This window comes from Bacillus sp. GC_Bacil_1, from assembly GCF_026540675.1.
Classification (GTDB): domain Bacteria; phylum Bacillota; class Bacilli; order Bacillales; family Bacillaceae_G; genus Bacillus_A; species Bacillus_A cereus.
The window spans coordinates 177814-202775 of sequence record NZ_JALNUG010000012.1; the positions used below are offsets into that span (position 1 = coordinate 177814).

Here is a 24962-nt window from a genome sequence, read left to right on the forward strand (position 1 = left end):
TCAAACGGGATATGTTGTATCCAATCTGGACAACTCATATTAGAAATACACTTATTAGACACTCTAAGTAATAAATTTGTTCCACTTTAAGATGAGGAAGAATTTGGGGTTTGTAAATTAACAATGGAACTACGTGTTTTTTCGTTATACAAAAACCTCTACATATAAGTAGAGGTTTTTAAATTGCATATTAACGAATTATGCTTTTTCAGATAAACGAAGATAATAGAATACATAATTTTAACTAGATTTATTGTTAACTAATTTATCCCCACCAAGCTCCGCCTCAATCTGCGAAGTTTTCGATGACTCATCCATACGCCAATACGTAATAAAGCTTATCGCGATACAGCCAGCTACGTAGAAGTAGAATAGTGATTCCATTCCGATACTCTTTAGCCATAAAGCGATGAACTCAGCTGTTCCGCCGAATATCGCAACTGTTAGTGCATATGGTAAACCTACGCCAAGTGCGCGAATTTCAGTTGGGAAGAGTTCTGCTTTTACAATTGCGTTAATGGAAGTGTAACCAGTAACGATAATGAGACCGACCATCATGAGTAAAAATGCTACGATTGGTTCTGTCGTTTTTTCCATGAAGAAGAAGATTGGCGCTGTTAGTAATGTTCCGAGAATACCGAATGCCATTAATAGTGGGCGGCGTCCAATTTTATCGGATAGTAGCCCTGCAATCGGTTGAAGTACGACAAATATAAGTAGTGCGACAAAGTTAATCCAGCTTACAACTTCTTTCGGAAGGCCGACTGTGTTTACCATGAACTTTTGTAAATATGTTGTGTACGTATAAAATGCAACGGTACCTCCTAAAGTTAGGCCGACTACTGTTAATACTGCTTTCGGGTGTTTCATAAGCGCGCGAACGGTTCCTGCGCTCTCGCGTTTTTGTGATTTTATGTTTGAGAATTGCTCTGATTCATCCATCGTGCGGCGAAGCCATAATACAGCTACTGCGCCCATCGCTCCAATAATGAATGGAATACGCCATCCCCAAGCTTTCATATCTGGTTCGCTTAGTAATTGCTGAAGAACAATTTGAACGCCTAACGCAACCATCTGTCCGGCAACGAGCGTTACATATTGGAAACTTGAATAAAAACCACGGCGTCCACTACTAGCCATTTCAGATAAATATGTTGCGGAAGTTCCGTACTCTCCGCCGAGTGACAACCCTTGAAGTAAACGAGCAAGAACTAAAATAATAGGGGCCATAATACCGATACTTTCGTAACTAGGTGTACAGGCGATAATTAAAGAACCACCGGCCATAACTGTAATGGAAAGCGTTAATGCTGCCCGGCGTCCGTGCCGATCCGCATAGCGTCCCATTAATAAACTTCCGATAGGGCGCATTAAAAATCCAACTGCGAAAATAGCCGCTGTGTTCAGTAACTGACTCGTTGGATCGCCTTTAGGAAAGAACTCTGCTGAAAAATAAACGGCGAAAGCAGAGTAAACGTACCAGTCGTACCATTCAATTAAATTACCGACAGAACCTTTAAAGATATTGCCGGCGACTCGGTTTGATTTTACTTGAGCCATACTAATTCCTCCTCTTGCTTATAAATAAAATGATAATTATGAAAGCGTGTTCATTGCAGTTGAATTGTACTGTCCTTTAAATAAAATCTCAATATTATGACAATTTTATTCTTTTTGTACTTTATGAACATGGATATTTTTAATAGTTGCTTCATTTTCAGTTTTGTCATAATAATAGAAAAAGGAGATTGATAGTTTTGAATATTTTATCAAAGGATATGGAGTATGAAGAAATCACGCAAAGTTTCATTGCAAACGAAAATAGTAAGCTTAATTATCGCGTTAATTGTATTTGTCGTTCTCCTATTAGCGGGAATATTTGTTTACATTCAGTCCGTTGATACGAAGCGCCAAGTGGAGCAGTTAGCACTGCAAACAGCGAAGTCGCTTTCTTTTATGCCAGCTATAAAAGATGCTTTTCAAAATAACGAGCATAAAAATACGATTCAATCCATTGCGGAACAAGTTCGGGAGCAAGCTGGTGCAGATTATGTCATTATAGAAGACCGTTTTGGGGTTATGTATTCACATTCTAATTCGGGGTTGATTGGAACAAAGAGTAACAACCCGTATAACTATGAGGCACTCACTTTTGGAGGGTACTATACGCTTGAAGGAAATGGTGTAAGTGGTCCAGCCTTAATGGCAAAGGCACCTATTATTGTTCATAACGGAGACTACGATCAAGTAGTAGGCGTTGTAACAGTAGAGTTTTCAATACAAGGTATTGAATCTAACATATTGAGTAGAACGAAAGAAATTATACTCTTTTCCTTAGCGGTATTATTAGCCGGCATTGTTGGTGGAATCCTTTTAGCGCGTAGCATCAGAAAAGATACACTCGGTTTAGAGCCGAATGAAATCGCAGCGTTATACCGGGAACGAAGCGCGATACTACTATCTATAAAAGAAGGAATTATAGCTATTGATCAAAACGGTTTTATTACGATGATGAACACGTCGGCAGAAGAAATGCTTCATGTAAATGATGATTATATGCAGCAGCACATTTCAAAAGTTTTACCGAATTTTAATATGGAAAGAGTGCTAGAAACCGATCAAGAAATCGCGTTTCAAGATAAAGTGTTTATTTTAAACATGACACCGATACTCGAAAATAATAGTACGGTAGGCGTTGTATGTAGTTTTAGAGATAAAACAGAACTGCAAAACTTAGTGAATACGATATCTGAGGTAAGAAAATATTCCGAGGACTTACGTGCTCAAACACATGAATTTACAAATAAACTTTTCGTCTTATCAGGATTACTTCAGTTAGGACATTACAAAGAAGCAATTGAATTTATCCAACAAGAATCTAATATTCATCAAAGCCAAAATCATATTTTGTTCCATCAAATTCACGATGCGAAAGTACAAGCTATTTTATTAGGAAAACTCGGAACAGCGTCTGAGAAGAAAATTGATTTTCATATTGAAGGAGATAGTGCGCTTCATCCGTTACCAGACCATATAAAGGTGTCGCACCTCATTACGATCCTTGGAAACATAATCGATAATGCGTTTGATGTGGTGAGTGAGCGAGAGGAGAAGAATGTTTCTTTCTTTGTTACGGATATTGGGCACGATATTGTGTTTGAAGTGATAGACAGTGGAGCAGGGATACCGGCAGAAAAAATCACGACCATTTTTCAAAAAGGATTTTCAACGAAAGGAAATGATCGTGGTTACGGGCTAGCAAACGTGAAAGAAATGGTAAATCTACTAGGGGGAACAATTGAGATTCAAAACGAGAAAAATGGGGGAGCTATTTTTACAATTTACCTTCCGAAAACATTGAGAGAAAGTACATAACAAACAGGGGGATGGGCATATGTTGAAGGTTGCAATTGCAGAAGATGATTTCCGCGTCGCGCAAATTCAGGAAGAGTTTTTATTAAAAATAAAGGATGTAAAAGTAATCGGAAAAGCATTGAACGCGAAAGAAACGATGGAACTACTACAAAAGGAAGAAATCGATTTGCTTCTATTAGATAATTACTTACCAGATGGAATTGGAACTGACTTATTACCACAAATTCATGCTGACTTTCCAAGCGTTGACGTCATTATGGTAACGGCGGCGAATGAAAACTATATGCTAGAAAAAGCAATTCGAAACGGAGTAAGCAATTACCTTATAAAACCAGTCACGTTAGAAAAATTTGTTCGCACAATTGAAGACTATAAAAGAAAGAAGCAACTATTACATAGTAACAATGAAGTAAATCAAGCACTCATCGATAACTTCTTCGGTATTTCGCAAACACAAGACATAAAAAACTTACCGACAGGTGTGGATCCGTTAACACTGCAAAAAGTGAAAGGGATTATAAAAGGATTTGAAGAGGGCATTACAATAGAAGAAATGGGAGAACAAATGGGGGCCTCCAGAACAACCGCAAGAAGATACTTGGAATACTTAGTAGCGACAAACGAATGCACAGTAGAGTACACATACGGCATTATCGGACGACCAGAACGAAAGTACCGAATAGGACGAGGACTATGAAAAAACGATTATTACTATGTATATGGATCATGACAGGAGTAATAGCTGGTTGTTCCTCAGAAAAATCCCATACGAATAAAGTGAACATCGACAAAGTAGAAATTGTTGCTCCAAATGTTCAAGGGGCAGGATGGGACTTAACAGCACGAGCGATGCAAAAAACGCTGGCAGAAGAAAAAATCTTCACAAAACCAATCACAGTCACAAACAAAGTAGGTGGCAGTGGTGATGTCGGATGGAAATATACGAAACAAAAAGGCGGTCACGTACTGGCGATTAACTCAAGCTTACTCTTAACGAACAACCTACTAGGCCACAGTAAACTAACATATAAAGACTTCACCCCGCTCGCAACTCTCGCGTCGGACTGGGAAGTCGTTGTCGTATCAAAAGATTCAAACATAGAAAACGCAAAACAACTAATGGAACAACTAAAACAAAACAAGAAAAACTTCAAAATCGGCGTTGCCCCAGGTCTAGGAAACGACGATCACCTATCCTTCGTACAAGTAAGCAAAGCATTTGGCATAAACCCAGCCGAACTACAATTCTTCGTCTACGAAAACAAAGGAAAAATCATAAGTGCTCTAACGAACAAACAAATAAACGCCGCAACCATGACCCTATCCGAAGCCGAAAAACAATACAAAGCCGGCAAAATAAAAATACTAGCCGTATCCGCATCAAAACGACTAGACCGACTACCAGAAATCCCAACATGGAAAGAACAAGGAATCAACGTCATCTTCCAGCACTGGAAAGGAATTATGGGCCCGAAAGATATGACGGAGGAAGAGATTGCTTATTGGGATGGTGTGATTAAGAGGATGGTGGAGAGTGATAGTTGGAAGGGGATTTTGAGGGAAAGAGGGTGGAATTCTTATTATAAGGATAGTGGGGAGAGTAGGAGGTTTTTGGAGGAGAGTTATGGTTGGTATGGGGAGATTGTGGGGAAGAAGTAAAGAAGTAAGTATTTAGGTGATAAAGAAAAGATTTAACGTTGCATGTATAATATGAAGAGTAAGCCACCAACAACTATTGAGTTGGAATAATATTGTTACACAACTTAAATTGTAAATGCTTATTTATTAACATTTTTATAAGTAAAATTTTTTAATAACAAAAAGGACTCCATTATGAGTCCTTTTGCTTGTTGTATTTGTGTATTGATTACTTAAAAAAAATAGTATTGACTTAAACTTCTATTGTGTTGTACTCACGTACGATTTCTCCCAACTCAATTCCTATACGTTCAACGATTCCTGTAACTAAGGCATTCCCCATGAAGAATAAACGCATACGGTCTGAAACCTCACGGACATTTTCAAGATTATCTTTTTTGAATTTGGTCCAGTCTGGAGGGAAATCTTGTAATAATTCGGCTTCGATCGGTGTAAGCAGTCGGTATTTCCCATCGATTTTAAGCAAATGTGTTGAACGGTTTACAGAACCTTCACTTGTAAGCATTGTGCGTCCCGGCATATCGAGAGAATCATACGGACTCATTCCACCTTCACTAAAGGTATATTTATGACCGTTATCAGCTACTCGCTCAATTTTTTTAGGACCACGTAAGTATTCAAATTTTTTAAGCTTTGGATTGTCATCGTCTAACTGATAATTTAAGATATATTGGTTATACTCTTCTTCACCATGTTTACGCACATAATATTCCTTCGCTTCTTGAACAATTTCACCCAAAGTCTTTGGCTCTTCCTTAACTGGTAATGTATCAATTGTGAAGTATTGACCATAACGCATAATACCGGTATTCCAAATAGTACCTGTGAAGTTGTCAGAAATGTCTACGATATACTCTTCGTTGAGGATGTCTTTATCAGATAATGTATCTGAGTAGTGACGTTTTTTGTATGCCTCTTGTTCAATTGGAAATTGACGAGCGAACAATCCATCTTGAAAGATGTAGTTATCGAAATTACCTTCATCACATGTCATAATATTTTTTTCTTTCTTAGGCTTGCCATACTTTTCATCCATCGCCAAGGCAAATGGTGTGTCATTCCGATATACGTAAAAGAACACACGGCGGCGACGCTGAGCGCGCCCATAGTCTGCAGCGTTAATCACACGCCATTCAACTGAGTAACCAAGTTGAGCAAATGCACCAAGCATAATTGCAAAGTCTCGTCCACGTTGTGAAGATGGTGATTTTAATAAACGATCAACGTTTTCTAAAATCAAATATTCAGGTTTGATATGGTTAACCGCACGGATGATTTCCCAAAAGAGAACACCTTTCTTTCCTTCGATGCCCAATTCATGTTTTTTAGAACGAGCAACGGAATAGTCTTGGCAAGGGAACCCACCAACTATCATGTTTACACCACGAGCTTTCATTTCTTCGAGATATTCATTTGAGACCTGCATGATATCTTCATTACTATGTTGGACATGTGGATAATTATACATACCTACCTCAAAGGCATCTTGTGATTTACGAGATGGTTCAAATTGATTAGTGTTTGTTGTTTCAAAGAACGGTTCTTTGAGTGTTAAGTTGGCGTTATCAAGCCCTACTACGAAGCCTCCAACCCCGTCAAACATTGAAAATACTTTATACTTAGACATTCACTTTTTCCTCAACTTTCTCAAAGATTTCGTTGTAATCGGTAATTTCTAAACAGTTCATTACCTTTTCGAGTTGTTCTAAGTTTACCGTAGAACGGATGCCTCGAACCATATCACTAATAGAACTTTCACGAAGCCCACTAGCTTTTGCTAAGTCCTTTTGGCGCATTTCTCTCTCCTTGAGAATTTCATTTAAGCGTAATTTGATCATACCTTTTGCTCCCTTCAAAAATACGGGATATTGTATCGAAGAATCATTATAACCTATGCAGACAAAAAGTTGAAGGTAATTTATAATAAAATTGCACCAAAGATTAAGATTTTCTATTAAGGAGATGGCGATGGATAGAGAATATAAAACAATTCGAGAAATAAAAGAACGTGGTGAAGCTGCTGTTGGTAAAAGGATAAAGGATCTTGTCACACAGGAGACTGTAAATAAGTGGTACGCTAGCCCAAGAAATAAAGGTTGGCTTGGAAATGCAGTTGAAAAAGATTGGTTTGGGCTAGCGAATAACAACCGACCTGAAGCTGATTTTAAAAATCTAGGTGTAGAACTCAAATGTGCCGGGCTTAAATTTTTCAAAAAAGAAAATTCCTGGGGTGCCAAAGAAAGACTGGTTCTTAACATTTTTGATTTTAATGAAGAATACAAGAAGGATTTTCAAGATTCTTCTTTTTTGGAAAAATCAAAGCTTGTAGAACTCATGTTGTATAAATATGATCCAGTTAGTTTTTTTCAATTCGAAGAAAAGGAATATCCAATCTATCCAGATTTCTTAATGACCCACTCTATTCTTTTTAATTTAAACGACTTATTAGATGATGATTGGGCAATCATTGAAAATGATTGGAACATTATAATGGATATGATTCGTCAGGGGAGGGCCGAGTATATTTCCGAAGGTATGACACAGTACCTTGGAGCAGTGACAAAAGGAGGTAAAACTGAAGAAAACAAAACAAAACAACCGTGTAGTAATCAGAAAGCACATAGACGAGCTTTTTCTTTAAGACCAGCGTACATGAAGGAAATTACGAAGCGAGTTGTACAGGGCGAATTAAAGAGTTCAACTACTTATGCTTCTTATCAAAATGACTATCCTGAATTACATAAAAAAATCGATGCAAAGCAAATTGGTACTCAAGAGCATATAATAAAAGATTTATCCGAGTTAAAAGATAAAACGTTTGAACAAATCATTCTCGAGCAGTTTAAACCGTTCTACAATATGGATAAAAAAGTCTTAGCAGAAAAATTTGGTGTTAGAATCAAAAAAAAGAATGACAAAGCAAGTTCACGGCTAATTGCGCAGAAAATGTTTAATCTACAAGGTGATTTAGAAGAAACAGACGAGTTTAAGAAGGCTGGAATTGCTGTAAAAACAGTTACCGTAAAATCTAATCAGAGAAAAAAAATATCTGAAAAAAGAATTACAACTGAAGGATTTAAACTTGAATCGGATGTTAGCTTCATTAAAGATATTAGTAACCTTGATTGGGAAGATACTCGAGTGTATGACTATCTTTCCACAACAAAGTTCTTATTAGTCGTTTACGAGGAAACACCAGAAGGAGAGATATTTAAGGGTGCAAAGTTTTGGTATATGCCAGAAGACGAACTCATGGGTACAGTCAAAAAAACATGGGAAACAATTAAACAAACCCTCATTAATGGTGTCGAGTTAACATTTAAACGTGTTTCTAATAATAAGGGTTATAAAATAGAGAACAATCTGCCGAGCCAAGTGAGTGGTCCTCAAATTCTTCACATTCGGCCTTCAGCTGCCCAGTCAGATTATCATGAAAGTAAAAATTCAGATTGTCTCCCACGTTCTGCAGTTTGGAAGAATAGACCTGAGGATATGAAAGATATTTTGACAGATAATTATATGGTTAAGCAAGCCCTGTGGTTAAATAAAGATTATATGTACCAACAAGTAAAAGAATTTTTTGAATGAGATTACTTGATTTGTACTAATATACTGATTTCAGAAACCAATAAAGAATCAAAAAGTACATAGTAGAGAAACGATGTGGCGATAAATACATTAAGTGGTTGTTAGCTAATAGTTGACAACTTAAACTTATGAAATTTGCAAAAGTTATAAAAGACGTGATACTTAAAAAGGTTAGTAGATATACCGAAATATTTTATAAGCTAAGCTGGGATTGCAACTCAGTTTATTTTTTTAAAAGGATGATATAGTCATATTTAAGGTGATGGTAGAGTAACTATTGCTTATGTACTTAACAAAGAGATGGCTTTATTGTACAAAAAAGAATTTCCTAATGAGAAGATTGATGAAGTAAATAATAGTAAGGAACAATAACTCTTAAAAACTATCCAAATTATTAAATTTGGATAGTTTTTTTGTGAAAAGAAATAAAAAAAGATTTTAATTGATTCTACTCTTCTTAAAGATGATTAAAGAATATTTAAGAATCTTAAAATATGATTGAGGTAATCTAAATGAAAACTAAAGAAGTATTAGGAATTATCAAACGTGTAAAGAAAAAATCCATATAATAACTAAAATTTACAAATCAAAATACTGTAAGTATAACTTCTTCTATTAAGTTCCTATCAGCAAAAACTTTATTCATTCTATTTTCGGTAACTTTATGGAATCTTTCTCTCATAGGCATAACACTAGAAGAAATCAACAACATCTGAAAAAAGAAAGCAGAAGAAAGAGGCGGCTTCTCAGATCGAGTGTTTCTAATCGAAGTAACCGATAATTAACCCCTCCTAAGCCCCTTACAAGCCCCTACCAAGTAATAAATCACTAAGAAAAAACATAACAAAACAAAAACACCAACAAACACCGTAGTAGTAGTCAAAAAAAAATTTGAAATAACACGCCAAAAACCCTGCCATCCTCCCATATATATTATGAAGGGGCTTTTAATTTTGAACGGAGACGGGAGGAATTAGGATGGCGGTGTATCGTAATGTGCAGGTGAATTTTTGGCAGGATGATTTTGTTTTGGATTTGACGCCGGAGGAGCGGTATTTTTATGTGTATTTGTTAACTTGTTCGAAGACGACGCAGTGCGGGATTTTTCCTTTTCCGAAGCGGTTAGCTGAGATGGAGACGGGTTATAACAGGGAGACTGTTGATAAGCTTGTGCAGCGCTTCATTGATTATGGGAAGATTCTTTATGATGCGGATACTCGGGAGTTATTCGTTTTGAATTGGCTTCGTTATAATCCTGTGACGAATACGAATGTGGAGAAGTGTGTGCTACGTGAGCTTAAGGGTGTGAAGAATAAGGAGTTTGTACATATGTTTCTTCAGAAGTGCGCTGAGGAGGAGCTGAGTGTTCCGATGCTTTTAGCACATTTTGGTATGCCTGGTGAATTGGCTGTGGATGATGTTGATCCAGTTTGCGAGGAGACAGAAGATGGAGAAGAAATTATAGAGGAAGAAACGGGAAGTGGCGTGTTTTCTTTTTATGAGCAACATTTCGGTAGTTTGTCCCCTCATGCGGTAGAGGAACTGAGTGCGTGGATGGAAGATTTGTCGGAGGAGCTTGTGCTGAAGGCTCTTCAAATTGCGTTTGAGAATAATAAGCGGACGATTGCTTATGTGAAGGGGATTCTGCGTGGGTGGAACGGGAAAGGGTTTACGAAATTGTGTGAGGTTGAGGCAGATACGGCGAACTTTAGGAAGAAGGAGTTGTCTGTTAGTACGGGGGAGACGGAGGAGTTTTTGGCGGGGTGTGAGGAGTGGGAGAAGAATGCGCCGTCAGAGGAAGAGTTGCAGCGCTTTTTAGCGGAGCGCGGGTGGCGGCCATGAGTATTCAAAATGTAGAGGCGGAGAAGACGGTGTTAGGTTCTCTATTAATTGATGGAGAGCTTATTAAGGAGTGCCGTTTGACGGAGCAGTATTTTTCTATGCCAGTACATAAGTCTATATTTCAGTTAATGCGAAAGATGGAAGGAGAGGGGCAACCGATTGATCTTGTGACGTTCATTTCTCGGGTAGATCCGAAGTTTTTAGAGGGCATCGGGGGAATGGAGTATTTTATAGGGTTAATGGATGGTGTGCCTACTACTAGCAACTTCTCTTATTATGAGGGGCTTGTTCGAGGTGCCTGGAAAATGTATCAGGCTGGTGTCCTCGGGCACAAGATGGGAGAGCGTCTTATTGCGGAGAAGAGTGAGAAAGTTATCGGTGAGACGATTACGGCACTTTGTGAGTTAGAGGAAAAAGACTCTGTATGTGAGTTTGATTTGAAGGATGCGTTAGTTGATTTGTATGAGGAGCTTCATCAAGATGTGAAAGAGATTACTGGTATTGAGACTGGTTATACATCGTTAAATAAGATGACGTGTGGACTTCAGGAAGGAGATTTTGTCGTTCTTGGTGCGCGTCCTTCTATGGGGAAGACTGCGTTTGCGCTTAATGTTGGACTGCATGCGGCGAAGTCTGGAGCGGCGGTTGGATTGTTTTCGTTAGAGATGAGTAGTAAGCAATTATTGAAAAGGGTGGCGTCTTGCGTAGGCGAAGTGTCAGGCGGTAGGCTGAAAAATCCGAAGCATCGTTTTGCGATGGAAGATTGGGAGAAGGTAAGTAAGGCGTTTGCGGAGATTGGTGAGTTGCCATTTGAGATTTACGACAATGCAGGCGTTACGGTACAAGATATTTGGATGCAAACTCGTAAGTTAAAGAGGAAGCACGGTGATAAGAAGGTTTTAGTTATTGTGGATTACTTGCAGCTTATTACGGGCGATCCGAAGTATAAGGGCAATCGATTTCAGGAGATTAGTGAAATTTCGCGTAAGCTTAAGTTATTAGCGCGTGAATTAAATGTTTGTATAGTAGCGTTATCACAGTTATCTCGTTCTGTAGAGTCGCGGCAAGATAAGCGTCCGCTTTTATCTGATTTAAGAGAGACGGGGCAAATTGAGCAAGATGCGGATGTCATTATGCTTATGTATCGAGAGGATTATTACGATAAGGAAACAGTGCAGAAAGAGATGACGGAGATTCATGTGGCGAAGCATCGGAATGGGCCTGTCGGGAGTTTTAAGCTGAGATTTTTGAAAGAGTTTGGGCGGTTTGTGGAGAGGGAGAAGTAGTGAGAGGAAGGTGTTTTGAAAATAGCATGTGCATGTGAACGAAAGTTGTAACGCTAATTTTATAAGTTATATAATAAAGAAAATGGTAACTAATAGTTAAGGGGGATTAGCTATTGGCAGGGAATGATATTTCTTATCATAATAAAGATATTCTGATGAAGTTTTTAAGTGAATGTTATAGGGATAAAGGGCTTGAAGCATATGGGTTAAAAGGTTATCCAAGAATAAAAGAATTGTTGCTAAATGAATTTTCGAGAGTTCGTGCAGATCAAAGGCGCTCAGATACTTTATTTGAAATGGAAGATGGTTCAATTTTAATGTTAGAGTATGAAAGTAATACCCGTTTCCTCGAAAACCATTTGAAGTATATGGATTATGCGAATCAAATTATGTATCGTTACTATAATAAGAGGAAAGAGTTACCGGATATTCGAATCGTAGTTATTTATACAAGTGAGGTAATGAATCCTATAGAAGAAATAGATGTATGTAGTATACGTTTAAATTCTAAAGCGGTTTTACTAAATGAATACAATGGTGATGCCATTCTTCAAAAGATTATTAGAAAAATGGAAGAAGGAAAATCTTTGACGGATGAAGAAACCATGAAATTAATACTTGTACCACTTATGCATAGTAGAGAGAAAAGACAAATTTTAATTGAAAAAACGATAGAAGTAGCAAAGTGTATCTCCGATGAGCAAGAACAAATTCAAGTTATTGCTGGGATTCTTGTAGCTACAGATAAATTTATTGATGAAGACTACGCGAAAAAGGTAAAGGAGTGGTTACGGATGACAAAAGTAGGTCGTTTATATGAGCAAGAGAAGCAAGAAGAAATTGATAAAGCACTTTCGGCAGCTGGAATGCTCTTTAAAGGAATGAGTGTAGAAGAAATAGCTAAAAAATTAGATGTAACAATTGAAAAGGTGAAAGAGTGGGAGAAGCGTTTATCTCATTAATCGCTGGGGTAATGGCAGCGTCTGTATAAATTTATACAAAAATAGCCGAATATTTACTATATAATAGTCGGCTATTTTTGTACGGAGAAGTTGTTAGGTTTAATACGCAAATCTTTTGGTTTGCTCTTGAATATATTCCTCATTTCCCCATAAAGAAAGATCTTCTCTCTGCAGTAATCCATTGCTGCAAGTCATCTTGGCTACGTCGGACAAGTCGATTTACTAAAACATCATGCCATACATAATCCTCTAATAAGTATATATGGACGGGGTCATCTGTATAAAAAGCAATATTACGCTCTTCAAGTGATGGTCCATAAATCATCTCTTTAGAATCTATTGATACAATAAACCAATGTTCTGTAGACAAGGTTTCTGTATAAGGTGTTATGCGATGGGCTTCTAGATTTTTAATGGGATTTTCAACATGCAGGGTAATACCTTGTATTGAAACTTTATCAGCTACTTCAGATAGATCTTCTTTTAATGCTTCATACATCTCATCCCACATTGAAATGACAATACGTCGTTCTGCTTTTTTTATTAATGCCTGACAATAGCTAATGATTGTTTGATTGTCTTTTAAAGTAATCACTCGATTATCCGTTTTTTCCTCGGAAGTTTCTAGTTTTTTTAATGAATCACTTATTCCTTCGTAAGTAGACTGCCATTCTGTTTGCGCCTTCTGTAAAAAGATTTCAACAGGTAGAGGTGAATAGCGAGTGGTGTCATTTATTTCTTCCTTCATGACAATTCCTTTTTCTACAAGGTTACCTAAAATCTCATAAATTCGCGCTCTTGGGACACCCGAATCCTTACTCACTTGGTAGGCTGTGACAGGCCCTTGTTTAACAAGAGATACATAAGATTTAGCTTCATATTCATTGAAACCAATTTTTTTAAGCTGTTGCACTATGTAGTCCACTTTTTTCGTCCTCCGATGTTTGCTTTTATCCCGCTTTAACGGGCAGTAAGACTCCCACCTCAAAATTCAGCGGAAGCAAAGAAGTTAGGTGGGGGTCGGGCTGCCCGTAAAAGCCCGATTGGTTCAACTAATAATCAGTGGCCCCACTGATTAAAGTTTCACTTTATATTTTAACGTTACAATAACTGTTTACATTTAGCAAATTATTAGTTACTATTCGAATAGTGACTAAAGGGGAGGTTAATAGTATGGATTTTTATTTAGACCCATCTGTATTAATGATTTTGATTGTTTTTGGATTTGTAGCTGCATTTATTGATTCAGTTGTAGGTGGTGGTGGACTCATTGCTTTACCAGCTTTATTATTTACAGGACTGAATCCAGCAAGTGCAGTAGCTACGAATAAACTAGCGTCGACAATGGGAAGTGCAACTAGTAATATTGTGTTTTATCGTTCTGGTAATCTTGATTTGAAATCGGCGTTTAAATTAGTTCCGCTCACTTTCATAGGTTCCATAATAGGGGCATGGACCGTTCATTTAATGAATCCAGAAGTACTGAAGCCATTGATGCTGATTATGCTTGGTGCGGTCGCTATTTATACGATATTCAAAAAGGATTGGGGTAGTATTTCCACTCATAAGAAATTGTCTGGTCGACACGTCATTATTTTTACTTTCTTTGTTTTTGCTATTGGTTTTTATGATGGATTTCTAGGTCCTGGAACAGGCTCGTTTTTAATGTTTTCTCTTTTATTTATTGGATATGATTTTTTAAAAGCAGCAGGTAATGCGAAGCTTCTTAATTTAGGAAGTAATGTTGGTGCATTGTTGATGTTTATGTATGTAGGGCAAGTAAACTATGCATATGGTTTTATAATGGGGATTGCTCAAATTGCTGGAGGGATTGTTGGCTCCAAATTTGCTATAAAAAAAGGAAGCGGGTATGTTCGTGCTCTTTTCATTACAGTAACTTGTTTATTGTTGGCGAAAAATCTGTATGACTATATTCAGTAAGTAATTAAAGAGCGTAGAAAAGGTTAAATACGCAGATTACATAAAATATAAGAAGACACTAGGGAGAAAATTCCTTTTAACATTTTTTAGATGCTACCTTATTTGAAGATAGCATCTAAAAAAGTCTTATTAAAAAGGAAAATCTAAGTGAAGAGAATGAAAATAATATAAACTCATATTTTTCTGGGGTATGTTTATTGATCATAGTGAAATGTTTATTCTATATTCTTCTTATAATTAGGCCTCAACAAACTCTTAAAATCTAACTCAGCAATTAGCACACTCAACAATATAAGCGTAGCCCCTAAGTATCCTTTTCCTGTCAGCGTTTCACCTGTGAAGACGAAAGCAAAGCCTGCGGAAAAGACAGGTTCTAATGAGAAGATAAGTCCTGTATGTGTAGGCGTCGTGTATTGCTGGGCAATAACTTGCACGATGAATGCGACTGCGGTGCAAAATATGCTTAAGGCTAGAATGATGAGCCATGAGTTGGTTGTGCTAGGCAGTTTTGGCGTTTCGATAATGAATGAAAAAATAAGACTAAATAGGCCGACGAAGCCGAGTTGTATAACTCCAAGTGCAATGGAATTCACATGTTTCGTTACACTTCCAGTAATGATGACGTGGATCGCATAAAACAGGGCAGACAGTATGCAAAATATATCGCCGTTACCGATTTTGAATTCGCTCGTTAATGTTAATAAGCCGATTCCTATTATCGTTAAAATGATCCCTACTATCACTTTCTTTTCCGGAATGTGTTTTAAAAATATAGCTGATAATATTGGAATGAAAATGACTGTGAGACATAGTAGGAAACCAGCATTAGAAACACTCGTATACTTTGTACCGAAAGTCGCGAAAATGTAAACGATAAATAAGACAGAAGCGAGTATAAATGCATATTTTACAGTTTTAAAATCGATCTTAAATAAATGTTTGTAAAATATTAAACCTGATAAAAGAAAAGCGATAATAAATCGTAATGCGATTAAATTATATTCTTCTATGCCATCAAGTCCAAGTTTTGTAAGTAGGATGGATGCACCCCAAAAAAATGTAACTAGTAGTAACATTAAATCCGCTTTTAATTGTAGTTTCATTTCTATTCCCTCGTTATGTATAAATTTTATAAGCCCATACCCCTATCCCTATTGTTCATTTTAATATTAATTCTGAATATTTGTAACTTAAATTTATCGACGTTTTATTCCATAAAAAAAGAGGCTGTTTATAAAACAGCCTCTATGTATCTGAAAATCCGAACCTTGATTAAAGACTACGTAGAATCTCCAACCCTTTTCTTGTTAAATGAATCCCTGCTCTACCTTTTTTTATTTCCACATAACCTTTCATCTTCAGGAAGTTCAATCGGTGTCTAACCTGTGCCTCAGTTAATTTCATTTCGACTTCTTGGCTCTTTTCAGAAATAATTCTTCGTCCGATTGCCTTTCCTTTTTCTTCATAATTCATGATAAGGGTAAGGATGAAAAGTGATTCTTGATCAAGAGCGTTTGAACTTGAAGAAAAGGGTTTAATATTTTCTGCCTGATCGCTATTTGTTTTCTTATGTGGAGGCTTTTGAAAATAATGTTGATTAGGCAAATCATTTTTTGTTATTTGGTTTCCGGTACGGACAGCAAGCATATAATCTATCGTATTTTTAAATTCTCGTACATTTCCGTACCATGGATATCCTTGAAGTTCTTCAATTAGTTCTTGTTCAATTTTGACTTTAGGGTCCGATAGTGCGACAAAATGTTTAGCTAATAATTCAATGTCATTTCGGCGTGCCCTTAATTCGGGAAGGTGTATAAAGAGTACTTTAAGCCTATGGTATAAATCTTCTCTAAACATATTTTCTTGAATCATTTTCAGTAGATCCTTATTGGTTGCTGCAATAATCCGGACGTCTATCGGGATAATTTGGCTTCCGCCAACGCGCATAATCTCTTTTTCCTGCAATACTCGAAGTAGTCGTGCTTGAAGTTTCAGGCTAATATCTCCAATCTCATCTAAAAAAATAGTGCCACCATTTGCTTGTTCAAATAGTCCCATTTTCCCGCCCTTTTTTGCTCCGGTAAACGCTCCGTCTTCATAACCAAATAATTCACTCTCGACTAAATCATCCGATAAAGCACTGAAGTTAACGGCAAGAAAAGGGCCGCTATTTCGCTGGGAAGCATTATGAATAGCACTTGCAAACAACTCTTTTCCAGTACCACTTTCACCTTCAATTAATACAGTTAAATCAGTCTTAGCTAACCTTTTGGCAATTTGTTTCGTGTCTTGGATCGTAGAGCTAATCCCAACGATGTTATGAAAATTGTATTTTGCTACATAACCTTTTTTGACAAATTCTTTTCTCAATTTCCGTTCAAATCCGATGGTCTTAAGGGCATTTCTAAAAGTAACAATAATCGATTGATCATTTATATGTAGACGTTCCACTATTACATCCAAGCCGTTTACAACAAATATTCCGCTTTCTTGTTGCTTATTTGAAAGGATGAAGTTCACTAAATCGATATTATCAATAATGGCATCAATCGGATGACCAATAGCATTTTTACTTTTTATTTTCAGCATGCTTTCCAGAAATTCATTAAAGACAACAATTCTTCCTTCATAATCAATAGCTAGTATGCCATCACCAACACCATCAATAACTTGATGAAGTTGTCGATGAGCTTTAGCTAAATTCTTTGTTAAATCTACTATTTTTCGATAGTATCTCTCAGAAACGTGGTTACCTGATTCCTCCATTAAATGAAATCGATCTAGAATGGACATGATTGTAGTAATATCTATTAATCTATGACCAATATTAATTACTTTTTCTACAAAATCAGGGATAATTTCAAGTTCGCCAGGTGTGATTGCGAGCTTGATCATTTGTATATTCGTTTTTCCAGGATAGTATGGGACATATTCAATATGGTTCAGCCCCAATTGACGCATCGTTTCAATTGATTCGTATACTGTTTTATGATTATCATTCACATATAGGGCTTGTGTTCCTTCTGGTAAAAATAAAAGCTGGTCTACGTTTTCATAATTTAATGTTCGTTTTGCTATTATTACTTCGCAGTTTTCCCCAATAAAGTCTTTCACCGTTTCTATCGTAAATGTATTCGGTAATACAATTAATGTAGAATGAAATACTTTTGGAATACTTTCTTCTACAGAAAAACTTTCGATATCTATGAGATCACCTACCATCTCCGTTAGTTGTTGATGTAGGGCTTTTCGTGTTTCTTTTAAAACGGTGATCAATACAATGTGGTTGGTTTCAAATTTGTTCATAGAGCACCTCTTTAGTTGAATGGAATTGGTCTAAAGTTGGTTATTAATTGGTCATTATGTAACCAATTAATAACCAATTATAATACATTTCAGCATAGTAAACACCGATAAAACGACAAAATATTTAAAAATATGTAAATAATCACTTTAATTTCAATGTTGGCACGATATTTGCTTATATCAATGGTGTGTAAAGAAATAATGAAATGAGTAGAGTCATAATTTACATATTTAATTCTTTACCACTTGCTAGAAAAGGGAGGTTAAGAGTATACAATTTCAGCAGAGAAAGACAACGAAACCATTTAAATTATGAGGTGAGAGAAAATGAAACCACTAATTGGTGTTACGGGGTATTATATTGATCATAGTGAAATAGGGAAGGAGGGCTTACGAGGGCTACCAGGTCAAGATATGGCTATCTTTTCTTACGACTACATCCGTTCACTTCAACGAGCAGGTGCAACGGTTGTTCTACTTCCAATTGAGGAAGTTAATCAAATTGAGTCCACACTTAATCAATTAGATGGATTGTTATTGGCTGGTGGCGCGGACATCAATCCAGTTTATTATGGTGATATTCCAAAATCATATATAGGTACTGTAGAGGAAGAACGAGATAATTTTGAATTAAATTTGGCAAAGCAGGCTTTAGAAAAAGATATTCCTATTCTAGGAATTTGCCGAGGATTACAGGTATTAAATGTTGCAGCTGGTGGATCTCTTTATCAAGACTTAGAGCACGAGATGGGGCCAGAATATTTCCATGTTCGAGAACAGTTCCGTAAATGGCAAGGCTCTCATTCCGTAGATCTTCTGGAAGAGGGGAAAATTTATGAGGCTATTGGCCAAAAATCTTTAATGGTTAATTCTTTTCACCATCAAGCAGTGAAAACATTAGGGAAAGATTTTGAGGCAAGCGCATGGTCCTTTGATGGTGTAATAGAGGCTATTGAATCCAAAGCTCATCGTTATGTAGCGGCGGTTCAATGGCATCCAGAAATGATGTCGGAAAAGGATGCTCTACAGCAACGTTTATTTAATCAATTTGTAAATGAAATTAGTAAAACGGTAGTTAAATCCTAGCGTGTTATAAATAAAAGAATTGATGGAGAGCTTGGTACGTCATGGTAGTGGGGAAACCAGACTGCCGGCTGTCCGTAAAAGTAATAATCATTGGGGGATGAACGAAACCCCCAATGATTAAAGTTTCACTTTATTGCAAAGGGGATTGGTATATGAGTCAAGTATCAGAAAAGGCAGTTTCATTCGAGCCAGAAGAAAAAAAGGAAAAAAAAGAATGGAAAATAAACGTATTTGCAATGTTACTTGTCTTGTTAGTTATTGCGGCTGTTATTACACATATATTGCCAGCAGGAAAATATGAACAGATTGAAAAAAATGGGTATACAACAGTAGATCCAAATTCATTTAAATGGATTGAATCAACGCCACTTGGATTTTTTGATACGGTAAAATCTATTCCTACAGGGATGGTAGAAGCTGCTAATATTATCTTTTTTATTCTTATTATTGGAGGTTTTTTTGGTGTATTAAAGGCATCCGGTACGGTTGAGGCTCTTGTTTCAACGATGGCAAAAAAACTTGCTAACCGTGAAAAGTTAATGATTCCTATTATTATGCTGTTCTTTGCACTTGGCGGGTCATTAATGGGAATGGCTGAGGAAGCTTTAGTGTATGTACCTCTATTTATTCCGCTAGCTCTTGCGGTTGGATTTGATACGATAACAGGAACTGCGATGGTACTAGTAGGAGCGTCCGTCGGATTTACAACGGCAATTATGAATCCGTTTACAGTTGGGCTGGCTCAAGGGATAGCGGGTCTTCCTATGTATTCGGGGATGGGGTTCCGCCTCGTTTTATTCGTAGTCATATATGTAATTGCTGTTACATTCGTCTATCGTCATGCTATGAAAGTAAAGAGGGATCCTGCAAACGGAATTTACGGAAAATTCGATACAAATAAGCAAGACAGCTTACTAACAGCGAAAGTAGAGTTAACAAAAAGACATAAATGGATATTAACGGCCTTTTTAATCAATTATATTATTCTTGTATTTGGTGTTATTAAGTACGAGTGGTATATAAAAGAAATTGCAGCCTTATTTATTATTTTAACTATAATCATTGCAATTCTTGGCAAGATATCTCTTGATGATACAGTAGAATCTTTTACACAAGGATCGGCATCTTTAATCGGGGGAGCTTTAATCATTGGTGTATCACGCGCTATTTTAGTCGTATTGAATCAAGGGCATATTATAGACCCACTACTGTATCAAGTGTCGGAAGAAATGAAACATGTATCTCCTTTTTTAAGTGTTGTTGGAATGTACAACTTCCAAGTAGCGATTCATTTTATTTTAGCATCAGGTAGTGGTCATGCGATGTTGACAATGCCTATTATGGCGCCACTTGCAGATTTATTGGACATTACACGCCAAACAGCCGTATTATCCTTTTCATTCGCCGATGGTATTGGAAATATTATTTTTCCAACAGGTGGTACGCTAATGGCTGGATTAGCAATCGCAGGGATTTCATGGACAAGGTGGGCAAGGTGGATTCTTCCTTTAATTCTCATTGAATACTCAATCGGTTTAATAGCAGTTATAATTGCTCATCTTATTGGTTATGGTCCATCTTAATAAAAGGTGGACTGCTTTCAATTATAGAAAGTTCGGATTTGAAGAAGATCGCTAAATAATGGTGATAGAAAAGCCCGGTTTAGAAGGGCTTTTTTTCTATGTGAAATTTCATTTGTTTTGTTTACATAATATCTTTACAATCATTTGATAAAATAAAGTCAACTGCATATTGTGAGGGTGGATGGTTATCCCTTCTTTCTATTCGGAAGGAAAGGAGGGGATAATATGGAGTTTTTGTTTGACCTTGTAAAAGAGTTTGTCAAAGCGACTGTGCGCGAAGTTTCAACGTATTTTTTGCGGAAGCAACTTCTGGATAAGGACAACAAAAAACCCACTCCGCGCCGTCACAAGCAAAAGGGTGGGTTCCGCAAAAAGAAATAGCTTATAATAACCACCACCCTAATCGGTAGCAGTTATGGAAGAGATGTTAGCGCATCTCTTCTTTTTATTATATGCCATTTTATTTGATGTCATACTTATATAGTATTCTACGGAAAATATATCATATTCCTATTTTGTGGTCAATTTGATCCCGCTTTAACGGGCAGTAAGACCCCCACCTCAAAATTCAGTGGAAGCAAAGAAGTTAGGTGGGGGTCGGGCTGTCCGTTAAAGTCCGATTGGTGAGGGCTGATTAAAGTTTCACTTTATTGCATGATTGAAAAGGTGTAGTCTTATTCCTTTTCAAACTGAAAAATATCCCGATTAATAAGTTGATGGAGATACCTATCCATTTCAGCAGCAGAAACTTTTCTTTCACTTTTAAACCACCATGCGCTTAATGAGGTGATTGCCCCTGAATAAAATTCAATGATTAAATCATTGGGCATCGTATGATTTTTGTGCAGTTGATTTAACGCTTCTATTTCTTGTTTTCTCGTTTCGTGACTTAAATGCTGTGTTCGGTTAATAAATTGTTCATCAGACATTTGCGTTTCTAATATTTTACCGATTTCTTCATGGTGTAGAAATTGTTCCATTACTTGAAATGGTTTACTTAATCGATCTGAAACCGGTATTTCAGCAATCATCTTGCTGTATCGTTTAAATCCAAATGTTAATAAAGCATCTTTATCTTCGAAGTGTTTATAAAAGGTTGTTCGGTGTACCATTGCGCGGTCACATATTTGGTTAATCGTGATCGTACTATATTTCTGTTTTGATTGCGTCATTAATTCAAATAAGGAATCCCACAGTAATTTATGTGTACGTCTAATACGTAAATCAAGTTGTTTTTCACTATCGTTCATCTACAATTCTCCTTTTTTGTAGATTAAATATACAGTGGCTGAAAATTGATTCTCCCTTTTTAATCTACATATGTATATTATATTACATGTGTTCCGGTGTATTTAAAGTTTTTTAAGTAAGAAACAGGAGGAGAATCTGTAAATGAATATGACAACTAAGAGCCCAGCAAGTGGCAAAGTTGATACTTCTAATTTGAAACATACCCCCATTTTAATTGCATTACTTTTAGGTGCAATGGTTGCATTATTAAATGAAACATTACTTGGAAATGCGTTAACGGTATTAATGAAAGAATTTGACGTAACGGCTTCAACGATTCAATGGCTTTCTACAGCATACATGTTAGTAGTTGGGGTTTTAGTTCCAATTACAGCATTACTTCAGCAATGGCTCACAACGAGACAAATGTTTTTGATCGCTATGGTAACGTTTTTAGTCGGTACATTAATTGCGGGATTCGCACCGACATTTTCCGTTTTATTAATTGGCCGTATCGTCCAAGCTGTAGCGACGGGGTTAATTACACCGTTATTAATGAATACGATTTTAATCATTTGTCCACCTGAAAAACGTGGTGCGACAATGGGATTAATCGCACTCGTGATGATGGCAGCTCCGGCAATTGGCCCTACATTATCTGGAGTAATTGTGGATTCATTAAATTGGCGCTGGTTATTCTATATTGTTATTCCTATCGTGATTATTTCCATTATGATTGGGATGAAGTACATTCAAAATGTTTCAGAGTTAACAAGGCCAAAAGTAGATTACCCATCTATCCTTTTATCGACATTAGGATTTGGCGGGCTTGTGTATAGCTTTAGTGCATCGGGTGATTTAGGATGGTCCGATGCAAAAGTGTATGGCACTTTAATTGTTGGGCTTATCTCATTATGTATTTTTGCCGTTCGACAATTGAAAATTGAGAATCCAATTTTAGAATTACGAGCATTTAAAGTTCCGATGTTTACATTATCAGTTGGATTAATTGTCATTGTGATGATGTCGCTATTTTCAACGATGACTTTATTACCGATGTTCCTGCAAACCGTTTTACTCGTTACAGCTTTTAAATCAGGAATTATCATGCTTCCGGGAAGTGTTATTAGCGCCATAATGGGACCAATCGCAGGTAAACTATTTGATAAATTTAGTCCGAAAGTTATTATCGTTCCCGGCATTGTCTTAGTAGGAATTGCAATGTTCTTATTTAAAGGCATTACTCCTGATACATCAATGGTACAAATTATTGTCATGCATAGCGTATTAATGGTTGGACTCATGTTTGTCATGACAGCACAAACATACGGTTTAAATCAATTAACACCAGATTTATATCCGCACGGAACAGCACTATTTAGTACGTTGCAACAAGTAGCTGGTGCAATTGGTACAGCTATCTTTATTTCGAAAATGTCTTCAGGAACAACTAAGTATATGGAAAGCTCCGCAAATCCACTGGATCCAGTAGAGAAGTTAAACGGTTTAACGTCAGGGTTCCAAGGCGCATTTGCACTTGGGTTAATCTTTATTATTGTTGCATTTATCGTATCGTTATTCTTAAAAGAAGAGAAAGAAGGAGTAAAGGCAGCGAGGGTTTTACAGAACGAACATTAAGGTTTATATAAAAAAGACATCTTTCCCTAGAAAAGATGTCTTTTTTATATTTTTTTCGTAACACTTGTTTTGGGTGTCTTTATACATAAGAATTGGTATGTACAATAATTATCCTTTTTGAGAATAAGGATGCAAAGCCGTACTAATAACTAATAGTTCACCAGATGATTTAGTGACATCGTATATAGATCCTGTTATGAGAATAGGCATAGTCATGATTGTGAAGTTGTTATATTGGTATTAAATGATTTATACGTTTTTTATAGTAAAAATTAGAGACACTTCAATAAAAAGGAATTAAATATGGTACTCTTTAGTTAAGATATTTAAACGAAGACAGGGGAAATGAAGATGGACAAAAAGCTAACGTATTGGCTAGCATCTATTATAGGTGTAGTAGTAGTACTTGCAACTGGTATGACTTATGGAATGTTACAGTTTGCTGAAGTCCCGCTTGAGAGTGAGGACCATGTTTTTGCAGAGGTTAATAAAGAAGACACACTATCGAATGAAGCAGAAGTGAAAGGTTCAAATGCACAACTTCACATTACAGTAACTTCTACTGAAGAAGAAGTTATTTCAGCTATGCATAGTATGACTCATCAAAAAGTAAAAGCGTGTGAAGGAAAGGGAGCAACCCCTATGTCCAAAAAGAATGCAGAGAAAGTAAGAAACATTCTAAACGGAAACAATTTCAAGAATAAAGAAGAGCTATTAGCAATTACTGAAAGATGGGCAAATAGAGATTTTAGTAAAATTTTAGAAGAACATAACTATTTTATTAAACTTCAAGGTGGCAAGATAGGTGAAGCTACAGTGATGGATACGGTAGACGAGCAAGTATTCTGTCTCAATACTTTCGGTGATGATGTAACGGCCGCATTAGTTAAATCAGGAGATCTTCAGCCGCGTTAAAGTGTCTTTCTCAATTATAAGAAAAGCCTCAAGTATTCATATATTTGAGGCTTTTCCAATGAAAAGATAGGAATGATCCGAATTCTTTACATTAAGAACAAAGTGGAATTACTCCTAAACCAATTAATAAAGCTGCAGCAACTGCTGGAATTGGTACAGGAATTTGAATACCTTCTACAAACAAGAAATACTGACCACTTACTATTTTAAAACAAACTAATTGCATGGCTATTCCTCCCTTCTTTTAGAATTAATACATTATATTAATTTATCTATTTATTGTTATAGTTGAATTATTCATTTTTAAAAATATAGTTAATATGTGAATAGTTTTCGAAAGGACCTGCTCAATCAATACGAAAAAACATAAGATGAAACGAATCCATTAAAATACATGAGTGAACCTTAGTTTTCCCCTCTTATCTAAAGGAGGAACTATTATGGGTTATGGTGGTAGTTGTGGCGGTTGTGGCTTCTCGGGAGGCTTTGCTTTATTAGTTGTGTTATTCATTTTATTAATCATCGTTGGAGCTTCTTGCTTCTGCTAAAAA

The 24962-nt window shown here is 36.6% G+C and carries 22 protein-coding genes and 1 pseudogene; 15 read left to right on the forward strand and 8 right to left on the reverse strand.

Annotated features, from left to right (window positions below; all coding sequences use genetic code 11):
* Positions 1–240 precede the first annotated feature (240 nt).
* Positions 241–1560 (reverse strand): MFS transporter, encoded by a 1320-nt coding sequence (locus OXT04_RS19290; RefSeq protein WP_016513670.1) that lies wholly within the window; start codon positions 1558–1560, stop codon positions 241–243.
* Between the two features lie 225 nt (positions 1561–1785).
* Between OXT04_RS19290 and OXT04_RS19295 the strand changes: the two genes are divergently transcribed.
* Genes OXT04_RS19295 through OXT04_RS19305 form a run of 3 tightly spaced genes read left to right on the forward strand, consistent with a single transcriptional unit; the run spans position 1786 to position 5034 of the window.
* Positions 1786–3375 carry an ATP-binding protein gene (locus OXT04_RS19295; protein ID WP_267416754.1) on the forward strand — a complete coding sequence of 530 codons (1590 nt, stop codon included), beginning with the start codon at positions 1786–1788 and terminating at the stop codon, positions 3373–3375.
* A gap of 19 nt (positions 3376–3394) precedes the next feature.
* The gene (locus tag OXT04_RS19300) at positions 3395–4072 is read left to right on the forward strand and encodes a response regulator (RefSeq protein WP_065228383.1); all 678 of its coding nucleotides are present in this window, start codon (positions 3395–3397) and stop codon (positions 4070–4072) included.
* The gene (locus tag OXT04_RS19305) at positions 4069–5034 is read left to right on the forward strand and encodes a tripartite tricarboxylate transporter substrate binding protein (RefSeq protein ID WP_097822507.1); all 966 of its coding nucleotides are present in this window, start codon (positions 4069–4071) and stop codon (positions 5032–5034) included. Before OXT04_RS19300 ends, OXT04_RS19305 begins: the two co-directional genes overlap by 4 nt.
* Before the next feature lie 232 nt (positions 5035–5266).
* Here the strand turns inward: OXT04_RS19305 and dcm are convergent, their stop codons facing one another.
* Positions 5267–6661 (reverse strand): DNA (cytosine-5-)-methyltransferase, encoded by a 1395-nt coding sequence (gene dcm / locus OXT04_RS19310; protein ID WP_097822506.1) that lies wholly within the window; start codon positions 6659–6661, stop codon positions 5267–5269.
* Positions 6654–6872 (reverse strand): helix-turn-helix domain-containing protein, encoded by a 219-nt coding sequence (locus OXT04_RS19315; protein WP_016513852.1) that lies wholly within the window; start codon positions 6870–6872, stop codon positions 6654–6656. The genes dcm and OXT04_RS19315 overlap by 8 nt, the downstream gene beginning before the upstream one ends.
* Before the next feature lie 130 nt (positions 6873–7002).
* On the opposite strand from OXT04_RS19315, the gene OXT04_RS19320 reads away from it, so the two are divergent.
* From OXT04_RS19320 to OXT04_RS19340, 5 genes and pseudogenes are all read left to right on the forward strand, one after another.
* Positions 7003–8622: a MutH/Sau3AI family endonuclease gene (locus OXT04_RS19320; protein WP_176528018.1), complete on the forward strand. Its 1620-nt coding sequence runs from the start codon at positions 7003–7005 to the stop codon at positions 8620–8622.
* 683 nt (positions 8623–9305) lie between these two features.
* Positions 9306–9407 (forward strand): annotated as a pseudogene (locus tag OXT04_RS19325) (nucleoside triphosphate pyrophosphohydrolase); the annotation flags it as partial.
* 193 nt (positions 9408–9600) lie between these two features.
* Entirely contained in the window at positions 9601–10464 is an 864-nt protein-coding gene (locus tag OXT04_RS19330; RefSeq protein ID WP_097822504.1) for a DnaD domain-containing protein, read from the forward strand.
* Entirely contained in the window at positions 10461–11750 is a 1290-nt protein-coding gene (dnaB, locus tag OXT04_RS19335; RefSeq protein ID WP_267416776.1) for a replicative DNA helicase, read from the forward strand. Before OXT04_RS19330 ends, dnaB begins: the two co-directional genes overlap by 4 nt.
* A gap of 113 nt (positions 11751–11863) precedes the next feature.
* A complete protein-coding gene (locus OXT04_RS19340) occupies positions 11864–12712 on the forward strand; it encodes an RpnC/YadD family protein (RefSeq protein WP_000908110.1) in 849 nt (282 codons plus the stop codon).
* 139 nt (positions 12713–12851) lie between these two features.
* On the opposite strand, the gene OXT04_RS19345 is transcribed toward OXT04_RS19340, so the two are convergent.
* A complete protein-coding gene (locus OXT04_RS19345; protein ID WP_016513681.1) occupies positions 12852–13637 on the reverse strand; it encodes a TrmB family transcriptional regulator in 786 nt (261 codons plus the stop codon).
* A gap of 248 nt (positions 13638–13885) precedes the next feature.
* On the opposite strand from OXT04_RS19345, the gene OXT04_RS19350 reads away from it, so the two are divergent.
* The gene (locus tag OXT04_RS19350; RefSeq protein WP_000348458.1) at positions 13886–14653 is read left to right on the forward strand and encodes a TSUP family transporter; all 768 of its coding nucleotides are present in this window, start codon (positions 13886–13888) and stop codon (positions 14651–14653) included.
* Positions 14654–14868: 215 nt separating this feature from the next.
* On the opposite strand, the gene OXT04_RS19355 is transcribed toward OXT04_RS19350, so the two are convergent.
* Positions 14869–15756, reverse strand: coding sequence for a DMT family transporter (locus OXT04_RS19355; RefSeq protein ID WP_000776057.1), 888 nt, complete (start codon positions 15754–15756; stop codon positions 14869–14871).
* A 169-nt stretch (positions 15757–15925) separates the two neighbouring features.
* Positions 15926–17959 (reverse strand): sigma 54-interacting transcriptional regulator, encoded by a 2034-nt coding sequence (locus tag OXT04_RS19360; protein WP_001031775.1) that lies wholly within the window; start codon positions 17957–17959, stop codon positions 15926–15928.
* Between the two features lie 327 nt (positions 17960–18286).
* On the opposite strand from OXT04_RS19360, the gene OXT04_RS19365 reads away from it, so the two are divergent.
* The 3 genes from OXT04_RS19365 (at position 18287) to OXT04_RS19375 (ending at position 21009) form a co-directional block, all read left to right on the forward strand.
* A complete protein-coding gene (locus OXT04_RS19365) occupies positions 18287–19045 on the forward strand; it encodes a gamma-glutamyl-gamma-aminobutyrate hydrolase family protein (protein WP_000803239.1) in 759 nt (252 codons plus the stop codon).
* A gap of 152 nt (positions 19046–19197) precedes the next feature.
* The gene (locus tag OXT04_RS19370; RefSeq protein WP_000084613.1) at positions 19198–20628 is read left to right on the forward strand and encodes a YfcC family protein; all 1431 of its coding nucleotides are present in this window, start codon (positions 19198–19200) and stop codon (positions 20626–20628) included.
* A gap of 225 nt (positions 20629–20853) precedes the next feature.
* The gene (locus tag OXT04_RS19375) at positions 20854–21009 is read left to right on the forward strand and encodes a hypothetical protein (protein ID WP_097822502.1); all 156 of its coding nucleotides are present in this window, start codon (positions 20854–20856) and stop codon (positions 21007–21009) included.
* A gap of 293 nt (positions 21010–21302) precedes the next feature.
* Here the strand turns inward: OXT04_RS19375 and OXT04_RS19380 are convergent, their stop codons facing one another.
* The gene (locus OXT04_RS19380) at positions 21303–21878 is read right to left on the reverse strand and encodes a TetR/AcrR family transcriptional regulator (protein WP_000999971.1); all 576 of its coding nucleotides are present in this window, start codon (positions 21876–21878) and stop codon (positions 21303–21305) included.
* Positions 21879–22020: 142 nt separating this feature from the next.
* On the opposite strand from OXT04_RS19380, the gene OXT04_RS19385 reads away from it, so the two are divergent.
* Both OXT04_RS19385 and OXT04_RS19390 read left to right on the forward strand, forming a co-directional pair.
* Positions 22021–23496 (forward strand): MDR family MFS transporter, encoded by a 1476-nt coding sequence (locus tag OXT04_RS19385; RefSeq protein ID WP_001057523.1) that lies wholly within the window; start codon positions 22021–22023, stop codon positions 23494–23496.
* A gap of 351 nt (positions 23497–23847) precedes the next feature.
* The gene (locus tag OXT04_RS19390) at positions 23848–24411 is read left to right on the forward strand and encodes a PRK06770 family protein (RefSeq protein ID WP_267416796.1); all 564 of its coding nucleotides are present in this window, start codon (positions 23848–23850) and stop codon (positions 24409–24411) included.
* A 91-nt stretch (positions 24412–24502) separates the two neighbouring features.
* Here OXT04_RS19390 and OXT04_RS19395 read toward each other — a convergent pair whose 3' ends face one another.
* Positions 24503–24637, reverse strand: a complete 135-nt coding sequence (locus tag OXT04_RS19395) for a hypothetical protein (protein WP_001177693.1) — start codon at positions 24635–24637, stop codon at positions 24503–24505.
* A 214-nt stretch (positions 24638–24851) separates the two neighbouring features.
* Here OXT04_RS19395 and OXT04_RS19400 point away from each other — a divergent pair, with 214 nt between their 5' ends.
* Entirely contained in the window at positions 24852–24959 is a 108-nt protein-coding gene (locus OXT04_RS19400; protein WP_000540375.1) for a YjcZ family sporulation protein, read from the forward strand.
* The last annotated feature ends 3 nt before the right edge of the window (positions 24960–24962 follow it).